Source organism: Nakamurella leprariae, from assembly GCF_016918035.1.
Classification (GTDB): domain Bacteria; phylum Actinomycetota; class Actinomycetes; order Mycobacteriales; family Nakamurellaceae; genus Nakamurella; species Nakamurella leprariae.
The window spans coordinates 104109-120079 of the sequence record NZ_JAERWK010000025.1; the positions used below are offsets into that span (position 1 = coordinate 104109).

At 72.5% G+C, this 15971-nt stretch carries 15 protein-coding genes; 11 read left to right on the forward strand and 4 right to left on the reverse strand.

Features of this window, described 5'->3' with window-relative positions; all coding sequences use genetic code 11:
* Nucleotides 1–21 precede the first annotated feature (21 nt).
* From JL106_RS18380 to JL106_RS18400, 5 genes are all read left to right on the forward strand, one after another.
* Nucleotides 22–618: a cell division protein SepF gene (locus JL106_RS18380; RefSeq protein WP_205262207.1), complete on the forward strand. Its 597-nt coding sequence runs from the start codon at nt 22–24 to the stop codon at nt 616–618.
* A 69-nt stretch (nt 619–687) separates the two neighbouring features.
* Nucleotides 688–987: a YggT family protein gene (locus JL106_RS18385; RefSeq protein ID WP_205262208.1), complete on the forward strand. Its 300-nt coding sequence runs from the start codon at nt 688–690 to the stop codon at nt 985–987.
* A gap of 225 nt (nt 988–1212) precedes the next feature.
* Nucleotides 1213–1845, forward strand: a complete 633-nt coding sequence (locus tag JL106_RS18390; RefSeq protein ID WP_205262209.1) for a DivIVA domain-containing protein — start codon at nt 1213–1215, stop codon at nt 1843–1845.
* Nucleotides 1846–2188: 343 nt separating this feature from the next.
* Nucleotides 2189–5512, forward strand: a complete 3324-nt coding sequence (ileS, locus tag JL106_RS18395) for an isoleucine--tRNA ligase (protein ID WP_205262210.1) — start codon at nt 2189–2191, stop codon at nt 5510–5512.
* 94 nt (nt 5513–5606) lie between these two features.
* Nucleotides 5607–5921: an EthD family reductase gene (locus tag JL106_RS18400; RefSeq protein WP_205262211.1), complete on the forward strand. Its 315-nt coding sequence runs from the start codon at nt 5607–5609 to the stop codon at nt 5919–5921.
* Here the strand turns inward: JL106_RS18400 and JL106_RS18405 are convergent.
* Nucleotides 5918–6697, reverse strand: a complete 780-nt coding sequence (locus JL106_RS18405; RefSeq protein WP_328842582.1) for an alpha/beta fold hydrolase — start codon at nt 6695–6697, stop codon at nt 5918–5920. The genes JL106_RS18400 and JL106_RS18405 overlap by 4 nt on opposite strands.
* Nucleotides 6698–6892: 195 nt before the next feature.
* Between JL106_RS18405 and JL106_RS18410 the strand changes: the two genes are divergently transcribed.
* Nucleotides 6893–7492, forward strand: coding sequence for a TetR/AcrR family transcriptional regulator (locus JL106_RS18410; protein WP_205262212.1), 600 nt, complete (start codon nt 6893–6895; stop codon nt 7490–7492).
* A gap of 89 nt (nt 7493–7581) precedes the next feature.
* Nucleotides 7582–8601 (forward strand): magnesium transporter CorA family protein, encoded by a 1020-nt coding sequence (locus JL106_RS18415; protein ID WP_205262213.1) that lies wholly within the window; start codon nt 7582–7584, stop codon nt 8599–8601.
* Between the two features lie 7 nt (nt 8602–8608).
* Here JL106_RS18415 and JL106_RS18420 read toward each other — a convergent pair whose 3' ends face one another.
* Nucleotides 8609–9391 carry an exodeoxyribonuclease III gene (locus tag JL106_RS18420; RefSeq protein ID WP_205262214.1) on the reverse strand — a complete coding sequence of 261 codons (783 nt, stop codon included), beginning with the start codon at nt 9389–9391 and terminating at the stop codon, nt 8609–8611.
* Nucleotides 9392–9531: 140 nt separating this feature from the next.
* Here JL106_RS18420 and JL106_RS18425 point away from each other — a divergent pair, with 140 nt between their 5' ends.
* Nucleotides 9532–10659: an aldo/keto reductase gene (locus JL106_RS18425; protein WP_205262215.1), complete on the forward strand. Its 1128-nt coding sequence runs from the start codon at nt 9532–9534 to the stop codon at nt 10657–10659.
* Here JL106_RS18425 and JL106_RS18430 read toward each other — a convergent pair.
* Nucleotides 10589–11971 (reverse strand): MFS transporter, encoded by a 1383-nt coding sequence (locus tag JL106_RS18430; protein WP_205262216.1) that lies wholly within the window; start codon nt 11969–11971, stop codon nt 10589–10591. The two genes, JL106_RS18425 and JL106_RS18430, sit on opposite strands and share 71 nt — an antisense overlap.
* Before the next feature lie 105 nt (nt 11972–12076).
* On the opposite strand from JL106_RS18430, the gene JL106_RS18435 reads away from it, so the two are divergent.
* Complete coding sequence (locus tag JL106_RS18435; protein WP_205262217.1) at nt 12077–12556, forward strand: winged helix-turn-helix transcriptional regulator; 480 nt, start codon at nt 12077–12079, stop codon at nt 12554–12556.
* 117 nt (nt 12557–12673) lie between these two features.
* Nucleotides 12674–13630 (forward strand): D-2-hydroxyacid dehydrogenase family protein, encoded by a 957-nt coding sequence (locus JL106_RS18440; protein ID WP_407940202.1) that lies wholly within the window; start codon nt 12674–12676, stop codon nt 13628–13630.
* A gap of 6 nt (nt 13631–13636) precedes the next feature.
* Here the strand turns inward: JL106_RS18440 and JL106_RS18445 are convergent, their stop codons facing one another.
* A complete protein-coding gene (locus JL106_RS18445; protein WP_205262219.1) occupies nt 13637–15106 on the reverse strand; it encodes an MFS transporter in 1470 nt (489 codons plus the stop codon).
* 89 nt (nt 15107–15195) lie between these two features.
* On the opposite strand from JL106_RS18445, the gene JL106_RS18450 reads away from it, so the two are divergent.
* Complete coding sequence (locus tag JL106_RS18450) at nt 15196–15864, forward strand: TetR/AcrR family transcriptional regulator (RefSeq protein WP_205262220.1); 669 nt, start codon at nt 15196–15198, stop codon at nt 15862–15864.
* Nucleotides 15865–15971 lie beyond the last annotated feature (107 nt).

Genomic DNA, 15971 nt, shown 5'->3' on the forward strand with positions numbered 1-15971 from the left:
GAGAGGAAGGACGCACAGCCGATGGGACAGTGGCGCAAGATGGGGGCGTTCCTGGGCCTGGTGCCGGACGATCAGGACCGTCGGTACGAGGGCGATGAGGTCTACGCCGACGACTACGGCCCGGAGTACCGGGACGATGCCCGGCACGACGACCGCGCCACCGACCGCTTCGGTGAGGGCTCCTACGGTGCCGCCGCCGATCACCAGCCGTACGCCGCCGAGTCGGCGCGTCCCGCGTCCGCGGCAACTCCCGTGACCCAGGGAGCCCTGGCCGTGCAGTCCCGCCCCGAGTGGCGTCGCGAGAACGAGGTCGCCGCGTCGGGTGCCTCGGCAGCGGCCGGCCGCCCCGTCACCATCAAGCTCGGCGGGTTCGCCGAGGCCGCGGTGATCGGTGAGAAGTACCGCGAGGGTCTGCCGGTCATCCTGGACATGACCGAGATGGACGACGCCAACGCCCGGCGTCTGGTCGACTTCGCCGCGGGTCTGGCCTTCGCGCTGCACGGGTCGATCGACAAGGTCACCACCAAGGTCTTCATGCTGCTGCCTCCGGAGGCCGATGCCGACCAGGTCGCGGCGGCCGCGGCGTACTCCACCGAGCCGGCCTACGCCGGTCGCTGACGGACGACCCGACCGACGACACGGCCCGACCGGTCCCGGTCGGGCCGCCGGTCCGGTACAAACGAGACTGTGAACGTTCTCTGGCAGGTCGTCTTCCTGCTGCTGTGGCTCTTCCGGCTCGCGCTGCTCACCCGCATCGTCATCGAGCTGGTCCGGGTCTTCGCGCGCAGCTGGCGCCCCGCCGGCGTTCCGGCGATGGCGCTGGAGATCGTGTTCACCGCGACCGATCCGCCGGTGAAGCTGCTGCGGCGCATCATCCCCACCGTCCGGCTGGGCGGTGTCGGCTTCGACCTGAGCATCTTCGTGCTCTTCATCGTGGTCTACATCCTGATGACGATGGTCTCCGGCTTCGCCTTCGCCACCGCCTGACCCACCCCGTGAGCCACCGACGCGCGTGCGCGCCGTCGCCGGAGGACTCCGGTCCACCGATAGAGTGGGTTTGCGCTACGCGTGGGGCGGTCCTCCTGACCGGCCGCCTCAGGCGGAGGGACCGATCACCTGGCCAGCCGACCCGCGCTGCCGCCGGGCGGATCCTGGGTCATCCTGGGTCCCGGCCACCGCCGTCGCGACCGAGAAGTCCACGAGGAGTGCCCCATGCCGTTGACCCCCGCCGACGTGCACAACGTCCAGTTCAAGAAGCCGTCGATCGGAAAGCGCGGCTACGACGAGGACGAGGTTGACGCCTTCCTCGACAAGGTCGAGGCCGAGCTGACCCGGCTCATCGAGCTGCACAACGACGCCGGTGGCACTGCAGGCCCCGGGATCGCGGCCGCACCGGCCCAGCCGTCCGCGGTGGACGCGGCCGATGCGCCGACCCACGCGGCCCGGCTGCTGACCATCGCGCAGGAGACCGCCGACAAGCTGACCACCGAGGCGCAGGACCGCTCGGAGCAGCTGCTCGCCGAGGCGCAGGCCAAGGCCGACACGCTGGTCACCGAGGCGCAGGCGAAGGCCGACACGACCGATGCGGAGACCCAGGCCAAGGTGCAGGCCACGCTGGGCGACCTCGACCAGCAGCGCGCGAAGCTGGAGCGCACCATCGCCGAGCTGCGCGAGTACGAGAAGGAGTACCGCACCCGGCTCAAGGCGTGGATCCACGAGCAGCTCGGTGAGCTGGACGCCGTGGGCACCCGCGAGCAGGCGTCCAACGGGGAAGACGCCGACGAGGCCGGCGCACTGGCCGACGCGGACGTCTCCGCCGCCAACGGTGGCGTGACCGCCCGCTGACCGCCGAGCCCGCCGACCTGTCCCGAGCCGGGGCGCGCCCAGGAATGAGTGCGCCCCGGCTCGGCGTTATCCTGGGCACGGCGTCGATCCGGCCATCACCGGGGAGCCTTCGGAAGAACGGGTCCGCACCGCGCGTCAGCTCCTGACGCCGAGAGGACCTCACTAGACCCGAACGGGACCGGCCCGTCACAGCCGGACGATGAGCGGTCCGGTCGTCGGGTCTCCTGCGGGAGGCCGGGCACCGGGCAAGCGGGGTGGTACCGCGGGACCGCGGCCGGGCGAGGAGTCCGGTGGGGATCTCGTCCTCGCAGGTGGATCGACCGACCTGTGCGAGGACGAGGACATGACCCAGCCCGAGACCGCTGACTGCGGCACCGTTGATCCGGCGACCGGCTCCCCCCGGGGCTACCCGCGGGCCGGGGCCGACAGCGTCGACCCGCACCCGTCCTTCCCCGCGCTCGAGCACCAGGTGCTCGACTTCTGGCGCACCGACGGCACCTTCCAGGCCTCGGTCGACCAGCGCCCGGCCGGGGAGCACGGCGACAACGAGTTCGTCTTCTACGACGGTCCGCCGTTCGCCAACGGCCTGCCGCACTACGGCCACCTGCTGACCGGCTACGTCAAGGACGTGGTGCCGCGCTACCAGACGATGCGCGGCCGCCGGGTGGAGCGCCGCTTCGGCTGGGACACCCACGGCCTGCCCGCCGAGGTGGAGGCCGAGCGGCAGCTCGGGATCAAGCACAAGTCGGAGATCGAGGCGCTCGGCGTCGAGCAGTTCAACGACGCCTGCCGGACCTCGGTGCTGCGCTACACCCACGAGTGGCAGGAGTACGTCACCCGCCAGGCCCGCTGGGTCGACTTCTCCCGCGACTACAAGACCCTCGATCTGGACTACATGGAGTCCGTGATGTGGGCCTTCAAGACCCTGTGGGACAAGGGTCTGGTCTACGAGGGCTACCGGGTGCTCTGGTACTGCTGGCGCTGCGAGACGCCGCTGAGCGCCACCGAGACCCGGATGGACGACGTCTACCGGCCGCGTCAGGACCCCGCGGTGACCGTGCCGCTGCGGCTGCGCAGCGACGACCCGGTGCTCGACGGTGCGCAGGCGCTGGTCTGGACCACGACGCCGTGGACGCTGCCGTCCAACCTGGCCGCCGCGGTGAATCCGGACGTCGACTACGTGGTGGTGCAGGCCGGCCACGACGCCCCGCGTCAGGGTCGGTACCTGCTCGCCGCGGCCCGCGTCGGTGCGTACACCCGGGAGCTGGGGGAGGAGCCGCAGGAGCTGGGCCGGTGGACCGGCGCCCAGCTGGTCGGCACCCGGTACGTCCCGCCGTTCGACTTCTTCACCGGCACCGAGCAGGCCCCGGGTGCCGGCGGGGCGGCGGCCCACCAGGTGCTGCCGGCCGACTACGTGACCACCGAGGACGGCACCGGCGTGGTGCACATCGCGCCGGCCTTCGGTGAGGACGACAAGGCGGTGACCGACGCCGCCGGCATCGTGGTGGTCAACCCGGTCGACGCCCAGGGCCGGTTCACCTCCCTGGTGCCGCCGTACGAGGGCATGCAGGTGTTCGAGGCCAACCCGCAGATCATCGGCGACCTCAAGGACGCCGGGCTGTTGTTCCGGCGGGAGACCTACGACCACCCGTACCCGCACTGCTGGCGCTGCGACACCCCGCTCATCCAGCGGGCCGTGTCGTCCTGGTTCGTGGCCGTGACGAAGTTCCGCGACCGGATGGTCGAGCTGAACCAGCAGATCGACTGGACGCCGTCGCACATCCGGGACGGGCAGTTCGGCAAATGGCTGGCCGGGTCCCGGGACTGGTCGATCTCCCGCAACCGGTTCTGGGGATCGCCCATCCCGGTGTGGGTCTCGGACGACCCGTCGTACCCGCGGGTCGACGTGTACGGCTCGCTGGACGAGCTGGAGCGGGATTTCGGAGACATCCTTCGAGCGAGGAACGAGCGAGAAGGGGTGTCGACCAGCGAACGCAGTGTGCGGCCCACCGACCTGCACCGCCCGTACATCGATGAGCTGACCCGGCCGAACCCCGACGACCCGACCGGCACCTCGACCATGCGCCGGGTGCCCGAGGTGCTGGACTGCTGGTTCGAGTCCGGTTCGATGCCGTACGCACAGGTGCACTACCCGTTCGAGAACCGCACCTGGTTCGAGGAGCACCACCCCGGCGACTTCATCGTCGAGTACAACGGGCAGACCCGCGGCTGGTTCTACACGCTGCACGTGCTGGCCACCGCGTTGTTCGACCGGCCGGCGTTCCGCACGGTGATCGCGCACGGGATCGTGCTGGGCGACGACGGTCTCAAGATGTCCAAGTCCCGCCGCAACTACCCGGACGTGGGCGAGGTGTTCGAGCGGGACGGCAGCGACGCGATGCGCTGGTTCCTGATGTCCTCACCGATCCTGCGCGGCGGCGACCTCGTCGTCACCGAGGCCGGCATCCGCGAGAGCGTCCGGCAGGCGGTGCTGCCGCTGTGGAACGCGTGGAACTTCCTGGCCCTGTACGCGAACGCCGCCGGGGTGGCCGGGTCGGTGCGGACCGACTCGACCGACCCGATGGACCGGTACATCCTGGGCCGGACCGCGCAGCTGCGGGACGAGGTCACCGGGCAGCTCGACGCCTACGACCTGGCCGGCGCGTGCGCGACGGTGCGGGAGTACCTGGAGGTGCTGACCAACTGGTACGTGCGCCGGTCCCGGCAGCGGTTCTGGGACGGCGACGTCGACGCGATCGACACCCTGCACACCGTGCTGGAGCGGGTGTGCCGGCTGGTGGCTCCGCTGTTGCCGCTGACCAGTGAGGTCATCTGGCGGGGGCTGACCGGGGGGCGCTCGGTGCACCTGGCCGACTGGGTGACGGCCGACGAACTGCCGAGCTCGGACGCGCTGCGCGCGTCGGTGACGGCCATGGACCAGGTCCGCGAGATCGCGTCGGTGGCGCTGTCCGTCCGCAAGGAGGCGAGACTGCGGGTGCGGCAACCGCTGTCGTCGCTGACGGTGGCGGTGGCGGAGCCCGCGGCGCTGCAGCCGTTCCTGGACGTGCTGCGCGACGAGGTCAACGTCCGCAGCGTGGAGCTGACCGAGCTGGCCGAGCACGACGACCGCGTCATCCGCACGCTCACCGTGAACGCGCGCGCGGCCGGTCCCCGGCTCGGCAAGCAGGTGCAGCAGGTGATCAAGGCGTCCAAGGCCGGGGACTGGTCGGTCGCCGACGACGGCAGCGTCGTCTGCGGCGGGATCACCCTGCAGGACGGCGAGTTCAACCTGGACCTGGCCTCGGCCCGTGGATCAGCCGGTGGCGCCGCGATCGGCGTGCTGCGTGACGGCGGCTTCGTCTCGCTGGCCACCGAGCTGGACGAGGACCTGATCGCCGACGGCCTGGTCCGCGACGTCGCCCGCGGCGTGCAGGACCTGCGCAAGCAGCTGGGCCTGGACGTCTCGGACCGGATCACCCTGACCGTGCAGACCGAGCACCCGGTCGCCGCGGCGGCGGTGCAGGGCCGGCGGCAGTGGCTGGCCGACCAGGTGCTGGCCACCGAGGTCACCACCGGGGCGGTGCCGGACGGCATCGAGGGCTCGGCCGACGTGACCGCCGGGACCGGCGTGGACGCCGCGGTGCGGGTGCTGGTGGCGAGGGCCTGATCGGACCTGACCGGTCGGGTGGTGGTCGTCGGCGGCTGTGGGCACGCTGGTCCCGACCACTCGTCCACGCCGCCCGCTGTGCACAGGAGAGCCCGTGACCACCAAGATCACCGTGATCTACGACAACCCGGTCGATCCGGAGTCGTTCGAGAGCACCTACCCGCGGGCGCAGGTCGACCTCGCTCGGGCTCTGCCCGGCGTGCAGTCGGTGGAGTCGTCGAAGGTGTGGCCCAAGGAAGATGGTTCGCCGACCCCGGCGTACCGGATGCTCGACCTGTCGTTCCCGGACTACGACACCGCCAGCCGGGCGGTGACGACGCCCGAGGCCGGCGCCTTCCTCGCCAGCGTGCAGAGCGCGGCGACCGGCGGCGTGCGGATCCTGTTCTCGGACGTCGAAGTCACGCTCTAGGCGTCGCGGACGCCGCTGCCGAGCGGCGGTCGCCCGACGCCGTCCCAGAACGTGGCGAGCGTGCCGGCCGCTCGGGCCGGGTCCTGCACCATCCACCAGTGACCGAGCCCCTCGAGCACCGCGGTCCGGGCGCCGGCCCGCTCGGCGGTGCGGGTCCGGGCGGTGATCGGCCCGGCGAGGTCGTCCTCGGCCGCGAGGACGCACAGCCCGGGCCGGGCGGCGGCGAGGTGGAGGTCCCGACCGGCGTCAGCCATCGCGGGCTGGGCCGCCGAGCGGTAGAGCCGCAGCACGGCCCGACCCATCTCCTCGCCCTGCCCGGCGGCGAGCCGGGCGGCGACGGCGCGGTCGATGCCCCGCGCCTCCATGACCGCCGCACGCGCCGGCTCCGGGGCGCCGAACCGCTCGGCGACGTTCTGCTCTCCGGCTCCCGGGGTCTGCCAGACCTGCGCGAGGTCGTGCCAGACGTACTCGGGGTGGTAGATCCCGATGGCGTCACTGACCCAGCTGCGCAGCAGGTCCGGGCGGGCCATGGCCACGGCGACGACGTGGCCGCCGCCCCAATCGTGACCGACGAGATCGACCGGCTCATCGAATGTCTCGAGCTCGCGGATCAGCCAGTCGCGGTAGTCCAGCCTCGTCCCGAACCCGTCCGGCAGGTGCGCACCGAAGCCCGGCGGTGACAGGCAGGTGACGCCCTCGCGGCCCAGCACGTCGAGCATCGGGTCCCACACGGCGTCCGTCTCGGGGTTGCCGTGCACGAACACCCGGGGCGTCACGGGCGTCCGCCGAACGACACTTCGGCGGGTCCGCGCTGCCGTGTTCGATCGTCGCTCGCGGTCATGTCGCTCCCAGCTGATGGTCGGCAGAAACTTGTCAAGCGACAAGCTTGTTGGATGACAAGGATGTTAGCGTCACGGACGAAGCGGCTGTCAACCACAGTTCCGGTGCATCGATCAGTCAGGGAGGACCAGGTGCCAGAGCAACGGCGGACCCAGGCCGAGCGTCGGGCCCGGACCGAGCACCGGGTCCTGGAGGCGACGCTCCGCCTCATCGCCCACCACGGCTCGGGCGCCGTCACCCTGGCCAAGGTCGGCGTCGAGGCGGGATACAGCCGTGGCATCGTCACCCACCAGTTCGGCAGCCGGGACGAGCTGCTCACCCGGGCCGCGCAGTACGCCCAGACGGCGATCGCGTCGCCGCAGACCGATGTCCGCGGACTGCCACGGCTCCTGCTCACGGTCGAGTCGTACCTGGCTGCCGTCGGCCGGCAGGAGATCACCACCCGGGCGTTCCTGCAGATGTGGGCCGAGGCCGTCACCTCGCAACCGTCGTTGCGCTCGTTGTTCCTCGAGCGCGACGAGCACTTCCGCCGGCTGCTCGCCGCCCTGATCACCGACGGGATCGGTCACGGCTCGATCCGCTCCGACGTCGACGCCGACGACACCGCGGACCTGCTGGTGACCCAGCTGCGCGGCACCGGCCTCGCCCTGATGCTCACCTCGGACACCGCCGCCTACGACGCGCGCGGCGCCGCGCTCCTGGACTTCCTGCAACGCGGCCTCGCGGTGTGACCAGGGCCCTGGTGGGTCCCCTCCGATGACCCCGGCTCCGGCTGCGGTGCCGCGGCTGGAACGGACCTCGGGGCGCGCACACTGTTGCCGTGGCGGACGACATGGTGGATCGACGCGACGTGCGGATCGCGGTGTGGCGACACGGCACGCTCCTCGACCAGCAGCCGGGACTCGGCGAGGTGCGGCCGCTGCTGGACCAGGACGACGCCCTGGTCTGGGTGGACCTGGTCGACCCCAGCCCGTCGGCGCTGTCGGCGCTGGCCGACGATCTGGGCCTGCCCGCCCAGGCCGTGGAGGACGCGCTCTCGGCGGGGGAGCGGTCGAAGGTCACCCGGTACGCCGAGTCGAGTTTCCTGGTGGTCTACGCGCTGGTGCCGCCGGTGGTGAAGTCGCCGCCGGACGAGGTGGAGCCGGCGCTGAACATCACCCGGGTGTCGGCGTTCGTGCTGCGGCGGGTGCTCATCACGGTGCGCACGCCCGCGTTCGACGTCGACGCCGTGGTGCAACGCTGGGCGGACAGCCCGGAACTGCTGCGGGACGGGGTCGGCGCGCTGGTGCACGGGCTGCTCGACGTGGTGGTGGACCGGCACCTGGACGCGGCGCAGCAGCTCGACGACGTGGTGGAGAGCCTGGAGGACGGCTTGTTCGACGAGGCCGGCCCGGGGCAACACATGCAGCGGCGGACCTACCAGGTCCGGCGCAACCTGGTGGATCTGCGCCGGATCGCCGTCCCGATGCGGGACGTGGTGGGCGCGCTGATCCGCAGGCTGCAGGACACGCACCCGTCCGCCGAGCTCGCCGCGGCGTTCGACGACCTGTACGACCACGCGGTGCACGCGCAGGAATGGACCGACTCGCTGCGCGACATGCTGGCCACCATCTTCGAGACCAACCTGTCGCTGGCGGACGCCCGGCTGAACACGGTGATGAAGAAGCTGACCGGGTGGGCCGCCATCATCGCCGTGCCCACCGCGATCACCGGGTTCTTCGGGCAGAACGTGGAGTACCCGGGCGTCAACACCTGGGCGGCGTTCGCGGTGTCGGCGGTGATGATCGTGACTGCGGCGGCGGTGCTGTTCGCGATGTTCAAGCGTCGCGGCTGGCTCTGACCCGACATCAGTCGGCCAGTTCCAGCACCACCGGGGCATGGTCGGACGGGCTGCCGGAGCCCTGGGCCGGGTCCCGTTCGTCGCGGTCGATGAAGGCGCCCCGCACCCGCCCGGCCACCGACGGCGAGGCGTAGGCGAAGTCGATCTTCAGGCCGCGGTCGCGCTCGAACCGCTGCCGGTAGTAGTCCCAGTACGTGTACCCGGGGGCGTGCGCGCGGGTCACCTCGTGCCACCCGTCCGCGGCGAACGCGGCGAACGCGGCCCGCTCCGGAGGCGTGACGTGGGTCGACTTGGCGAACTGCTTGATGTCGAAGACGTCGTCGTCGGTGGGGCAGATGTTCCAGTCACCGGCCAGCACCGTGGGGGCGGCCGTCCACCCGGCGGCCGCGGTCCGCAGCGCGGCGAGCCAGGTCAGCTTGTAGGTGTAGTGCGGGTCGTCGGGCTTGCGGCCGTTGGGCACGTACAGCGACCACACCCGCACGCCGCCGCAGGTCGCGGCGATCGCGCGCGACTCCGGCGCCTCCGGCTCACCCCACCCGGGCATGCCGTCGAACCCGATCTGGACGTCGTCGAGGCCGATCCGGGACAGGATGGCGACGCCGTTCCACTGGTTCGTCCCCGCCGCGGCGACCTCGTAGCCCTCGGCCTGCAGCCCCATCAGCGGCAGCTGGTCCTCCCGGGACTTGGTCTCCTGCACGGCCAGGACGTCGACGTCGTGGCGGGCCAGGAACGCCTCGACGCGGCCGATCCGGGAGCGGAGGGAATTGACGTTCCAGGTCGCGAGTCGCACCCGACCACCTCACCACAGCCGCCGGGGGCGCCGTGACCGGCCGGGGGCGCACCGGCGCAGCGCGCGCGACATCCGCGACGGCTACCGTCCCCACCGTCGGCGATCCCGGGCCCGTCCCGGTGTCACCGTGGGAGGCACCCGTGGAGCTCCGCCGGCTCGGCTCGAGCGGCCTGTTCGTCTCGACCGTGACGCTCGGGTCCTTCACGTTCACCGGCGGCCGGGCGACCCGGGTGGGATCGACCGACCTGGCCGCCACCGAGCGCATGTTCGACGAGGCCGTCGACGCCGGGGTCAACCTGGTCGACACGGCGGACTCGTACCACGGCGGGACGTCCGAGGAGATCGTCGGAGCCCTGCTGCGGCGTCGACCGTCGCCGGAGGTGCTGGTGTCCAGCAAGGTCGGCCTGGCCACCGGCCCGACCGCCAACGACCGGGGCTCGAGCCGGCACCACGTCCTGGCCGCCGCCGAGACCAGCCTCCGGCGGCTGCAGCGCGACCACATCGACCTCTACCACCTGCACATGTGGGACGGCCTCACCCCGGTCGTCGAGACCCTTTCGGCGCTGGACGTTCTCGTCCGGTCCGGCAAGGTCCGCTACGTGGCCGTGTCGAACTTCGCGGCCTGGCAGGTCGTCAAGCACGTGGCCACGGCGGACGCGCTGCACCTGCCGCGGCCGGTGGCCCAGCAGATCCACTACACGCCGCACGTCCGCGACCCCGAGTTCGACCTGCTGCCGATGGCCGCGGATCAGGGTCTGGGCACGCTGGTGTGGGGCCCGCTGGCCGGAGGTCTGTTGTCCGGCAAGTACCGTCGGGACAGCACCACCGACGGCGGCCGCCACGCGACTCCGCTGGGGATCCCTCCGGTCCCGGACCGGGACCGGTTGTTCGACATCGTCGACGAACTGGTCGCGGTCGGGCGGGAGCGCGGCGTCACGGCCGCGCAGGTGGCGCTGGCCTGGACGCTGTCCCGGCCGGGTGTCACCTCGCTCGTCGTCGGGGCGACGCGACGGGAACAGGTTGGTCGACAGCCTGGCCGGCGCGCAGCTGGTGCTCTCGGCCGCGGAGCAGGAGCGGATCGAGCGGGTCAGTCGTCCCGTGCCGCCGTACCCGTCGTGGCTCCAGCTCATGGAGGTGCTGCCCCGGATGGGCGCGGCCGAGTGACCGTTCCTGGCGCAGTACGACCGCTGAGCGGAATCAGCGCCTCGGCCCGCCCACCCGCGCGCCGGTCCGACCCGTCGGCAGCGGCCGGATCTGGAACGAGATGAGTGCGGCGATCAGGCACATGGCCGCGGCGCCGAACCAGGCCACCGTGTAGGTGCCGGAGACGTCGCGGATGACACCGGCGCCGACCGAGGCCGCGGCCGCGCCGAGCTGGTGGGCGGCGAAGACCCAGCCGAACACGATGGTGCCGTTGTCACCGAACGCCTGTCGGCACAGCGCGACGGTCGGAGGGACGGTGGCGACCCAGTCCAGGCCGTAGACGATGACGAAGGCCAGGATGCTGATATGGACGGAGTCCGAGAGCAGGCCGGGCAGCATGACCAGGCCGACACCGCGGAAGCCGTAGTAGACCGCGAGCAGCACCCGCGGATCGAACCGGTCGGTGAGCCACCCCGAGGCGATGGTGCCGACGATGTCGAACGCGCCGACCAGGGCGAGCAGCCCGGCGGCCGTGGTCTCGGCCATGCCGTGGTCGTGCGCGGCCGGGATGAAGTGGGTGCCGATGATCCCGTTGGTGGTGGCGCCGCAGATGGCGAATCCGCCGGCCAGGGCCCAGAAGGTGCGGTGCCGGGCCGCCTCCCGCAGCGCCCGCAGGGCGGCCCGCGCCGAGCCACCGCGGCGTTCCGGCGCCGCGACGTCGTCGGCCGTCATCGGGATCTCGGCGGAGTCGGCCGGTGTCGCGGCCGAGAGCGGTGTCGGCGGCGCGGGTTCCGGTGCACCGTAGGGCTGCAGACCGCGGTCTGCGGGACGGTCGTGCAGGAACAGCAGCACCAGCGGGACCACGGCCAGGGCCGCGGCGGCGATCACCAGGGACGCCCAGCGCCAGCCGACCTGCTCGGTCACCGTGGCCACCACGGGCAGGAAGATCAGCTGTCCGGCGGCGCTGCCGGCGGTGAGCACGCCCATGACCAGGCCGCGGCCGGTGTGGAACCAGCGGTTGGCCACCGTGGCCGCGAAGACCAGGGCCATGCTGCCGGTGCCGAGCCCGATGAGCACGCCCCACAGCAGCACCAGCTGCCAGCTGGCCGTCACCGCGATGCTGGCCGCGCTGCCGGCGGCGACACAGGTGAGGGCGATCGCCACCACGCGACGCATGCCGAACCGGTCCATCAGGGCGGCGGCGAACGGCGCGGTCAGCCCGAACAGCACCAGGTTGACCCCGACCGCCAGCGACAGCACGCTGCGGGACCAGCCGAACTCCTCCTGCAGCGGCACGATGAACGCGCCCGGCGCCGCCCGGAACCCGGCCGCACCAATGAGGGCGACGAAGGCCACGACGGCGACCACGATCGCCGGATGCACGCGACGGCGGCGGCGACCAGCCGTCCGGACCGTCGACGTCCCTGCTCCGGCCATGCGGTCTCCTCAGCACTCGGCGGTCCGGTCAGGGCCGCGCGGCCGTACGATAGGACGGCTGGCTTCTCTGGAGCAAGCCAGATGCGTCGACCGGAGGAGACACCCATGCCACTGCGTTCGGACTGGTCCGGTGACCGCTGCCCGATCGCCCGCTCGCTCGACGTGGTGGGGGACCCCTGGGCGCTGCTGGTGCTGCGGCAGGCGCTGCAGGGCGCCCGTCGCTACGAGGACTTCCGGCGCAGCCTGTCCGTGGCGGACAACGTGCTGAGCCGGCGGCTTGCGCACCTGGTCGAGGCCGGGCTGCTGCGCCGGGAGCCGTACCGCGACGGCGGGCGGACCCGGCAGGAGTACCGGCTCACCGAGGCGGGCGCGGAGCTGCTCCCGGTGCTGAACGCCCTGGCCCAGTGGGGGGAGCGGCACCGGCCGCACGCCGACCCCGCCGTGCACATGGACGTGGTGCACACCGCCTGCGGCGCGGTCACCGCCGGCCCGGACCGGTGTACCGCGTGCGGCGCCGAGCTCGCCGCCGGCGACGTCACCTGGCGCAAGAGCTGGGCGGGCGACACGGCGCTGGTCGGGGTCTGACCCGGGCCTGCCCAGGCCGCGCCGGTGTCAGCGTGGCACGGTGCAGTGATGACCGATGCCGGCACGAACCCCGCCGATCCCGCTGCCGATCTGCCATCGAGCCGGATGAGCGCGCCGCTGCGCGTCGCCGTCCTGGACGACTACCAGCGCGTCGCCCTCGACATCGCCGACTGGATGCCGCTGGGCAACGAGGTCGAGGTGGTGGCGTTCGCGGACCACCTGGCCGATCCGGACGCCGTGGCCGAGCGGCTGGCCGCGTTCGACGCGGTGGTGCTGATGCGGGAGCGGACGCCGCTGCCCGCGGACCTGCTGGCCCGGCTCCCGCGGCTGCGGCTCATCGTCACCACCGGCATGCAGAACAGGTCCATCGACCTGGATGCGGCCGTCGCCCGCGGGATCACCGTCTGCGGCGCCGAACTGACACCCACCGGCACGGTCGAGGGGATCTGGTCGCTCATCATGGCCGTCGTCCGGGGCGTCCCGGCCGAGGACCGCGCGGTCCGGGCCGGCCGCTGGCAGGTCGGGCTGCCGCTGGAGCTGCACGGCAGCACGCTGGGCATCGTCGGGCTGGGCCGGCTCGGCGCCCGGATCGCCGCCATCGGGCAGGTCTTCGGCATGCAGGTGCTGGCCTGGAGCCGCTCGCTCACCGACGCCCGGGCCGCCGAGCACGGCGCCACCCGGGTGGAGCTGGACGAGCTGTGCCGGCGCAGCGACGTGCTCACCGTGCACGTCCCGCTCACCGAGGACTCCCGCGGCCTCATCGGCGCCCGCGAGCTCGACCTGCTCGGGCCGGACGCGTTCCTGGTCAACACCTCCCGCGGCCCGGTGGTCGACGAGGCCGCACTGGTCCTGGCGCTGCACGAGCACCGCATCGCCGGGGCGGCCCTGGATGTCTTCGACACCGAGCCGCTGCCGCCGGACCACCCTCTGCTCACCACCCCGAACACGGTGCTCAGCCCGCATCTCGGGTTCGTCTCCCGCCAGGCCTACGCGATCGGGTACGGGCAGGCGGTGGAGGACGTGATGGCCTGGATGATGGGCCGGCCGGTCCGGGTGCTCGCCGGACCGGCCTGACCGGGGTCAGCGCGCCCCGGACCCGACCCGACCGGCGCGGTGCCGTCCGGAGGCGACGGCGCCCGGGCGTGCCGGCCCCGGCAGGAACACGCCGACGACCAGCGCGACCAGAGCGGCGCCGGACGCCAACGCCAGGATCACCCGGAACCCGCCCTCGGCCGGGATGCTGACGCTGCCGACGATCACCGCGGAGGAGGCCAGGACCATGCCGGCCACGGCGCTGGACGCCGAGCTGCCGATCGACCGGACCAGGGTGTTGAAGCTGTTGGCGGCCGCGGTCTCGCTGATCGGGACGGCGCCCATGATGAGGGCCGGCATCGAGCCGTAGGCGAAGCCGACACCGGCACCGATGACGCCGCTGACGACGGACAGCTGCCAGACGGCGTCCATCATGACCAGGCCGAGCGCGTAGCCGGCGGCCACTCCGACCGCGCCGATCATCAGGCTGATCTTGGCGCCGTACCGGCGGGAGACCATGGCCGAGATCGGCGCGGTGAGCAGCATGACCACGCCGCCCGGGATCATGGCCACGCCCGCGGTCAGCATGGACCGGCCCAGTCCGTACCCGGTCTCGGCCGGCAACTGGATGAGCTGCGGGAAGACCAGTGACTGGGCGAACATGGAGAAGCCGAACATCACCGAGGCCAAGTTGGTCAGCAGCACCTGCCGGCGTGCGGTGGTCCGCAGGTCGACCAGCGGCTGCTCGGTGCGCAGCTCGTACCAGCCCCAGACCAGGGCCAGGGCCAGGCCGCCGATCAGGCAGCCGAGGGTGGCGGGCTCGCCCCAGCCCCAGTCCTTGCCCTTGGAGATGCCGAGCAACAACAGGATCAACGCGGCCGACAGGCCGATCGCCCCGGTCACGTCGAGCCGCCCGCCGCGGCCCGGGCCGGCCGACGGGATGAGCGTCAGCACCAGGACGAAGACGACCGCTCCCAGTGCGGCGGCGACCCAGAAGAGCATGTGCCAGTCCAGGTGGTCGGCGATCAGGGCCGCGGCGGGCAGGCCGAGCGCGCCACCGACGCCGAGCGAGGCGCTCATCACCGCGGTCGCCGACCCCAGCTTCTCCAGCGGCAGCACGTCACGCATCAGGCTGATGCCCAGCGGAATGACGCCGGACGAGAAGCCCTGCAGGATCCGGCCGATCACCATCGGCAGCAGGCTCTCGCTGAACGCGCAGATCACCGAGCCGGCCACCATCATGCCGAGGCTGACCAGCAGCAGCGGCCGTTTGCCGATCATGTCGCCGAGGCGGCCGGAGATCGGGGTGGCCACGGCGGCGGCCAGCAGGGTGGCGGTGATCGCCCAGGCGGCGTTGGCCGCCGAGGTGTGCAGCAGTGCCGGCAGCTGGCCGACGATCGGGATGACCAGCGTCTGCATGAGCGAGACCGAGATCCCGCCCAACGCCAGGATCGCGACGATCGCGCCGGACGACCGGGAGGTCCGGGCGGCGTCGGCCGGCGGGCTGGCAGTGGTCATCGTCTGGTCCTCGGCGAAGTAAGTCAGCTGTCTGGAATGGCGGGCCTGACGGTAAGATCTTTCGCCATGCGAGACAAGTCGGGGTCCGGGTGACGACCGGCACAGCCGCCGAGCCGTACTCCGGGCGCAGTCGGGCGACCCGTGACGCGCTGCTCGATGCGGCGGAACGGCTCTACGCCGAGCAAGGCATCGACAACGTCTCGCACCGGCAGATCACCGCGGGGGCCGGGCAGGGCAACAACGCGGCGATCGCCTACCACTTCGGCACCTCGGCCGATCTGGTGCGGGCGGTCGTGCTGCGGCACGCCGTGCCCATCGACGACATCCGCCGCCGATCGCTGGCCGGGATGGGCGACCCGACCGACATCCGGAGCTGGCTGGACTGCCTGGTCCGGCCGCTGGCCGAGCACCTCGAGCAGCTGGGCGTCCCGACCTGGTACGCCCGCCTGGCCGCGCAACTGACCACGGACCCGCGGCGTCGCGCCGCCGTGCTGGAGGCGGCCTCGGGGACGCGGACCATCGCGGTCCTGGTCGAGGGCCTGGGACGGTGCGTGCCCGATCTGCCGGAGCCGGTCCGGGCGGAGCGCAGCGACCTGGCGCGGCTGCTGGTGGTACAGGCCTTCGCTGAACGGGAGGCGGCGGTGGCCCGGGGGCTGCCGACGCCGCGTGCCACCTGGGCCGAGTGCGCCGACGGCGTCACCGATGCGCTGGTCGGCGTGTGGCTCGCCCCGGTGACGGGGCAGTGGCGCACGTCCTGACGGACGGCGAGGTCGGGGTTCCACGCGCCCGGCGGCGGCGAGGCCAGGATGCGAGCCCGGTCGGCGAGGACCGCTCGTCCCGCCACGGCGTGAAGTCGAACCCGTAG

What these genes read in the sequence shown, in the direction of transcription:
- ileS (WP_205262210.1), top strand. Translation starts at nt 2,189, where the DNA reads ATGACCCAGCCCGAGACCGCTGACTGCGGCACCGTTGATCCGGCGACC.
- JL106_RS18390 (WP_205262209.1), top strand. Translation starts at nt 1,213, where the DNA reads ATGCCGTTGACCCCCGCCGACGTGCACAACGTCCAGTTCAAGAAGCCG.
- JL106_RS18430 (WP_205262216.1), bottom strand. Translation starts at nt 11,971, where the DNA reads ATGGCCGGAGCAGGGACGTCGACGGTCCGGACGGCTGGTCGCCGCCGC.
- JL106_RS18435 (WP_205262217.1), top strand. Translation starts at nt 12,077, where the DNA reads ATGCCACTGCGTTCGGACTGGTCCGGTGACCGCTGCCCGATCGCCCGC.
- JL106_RS18380 (WP_205262207.1), top strand. Translation starts at nt 22, where the DNA reads ATGGGACAGTGGCGCAAGATGGGGGCGTTCCTGGGCCTGGTGCCGGAC.
- JL106_RS18445 (WP_205262219.1), bottom strand. Translation starts at nt 15,106, where the DNA reads ATGACCACTGCCAGCCCGCCGGCCGACGCCGCCCGGACCTCCCGGTCG.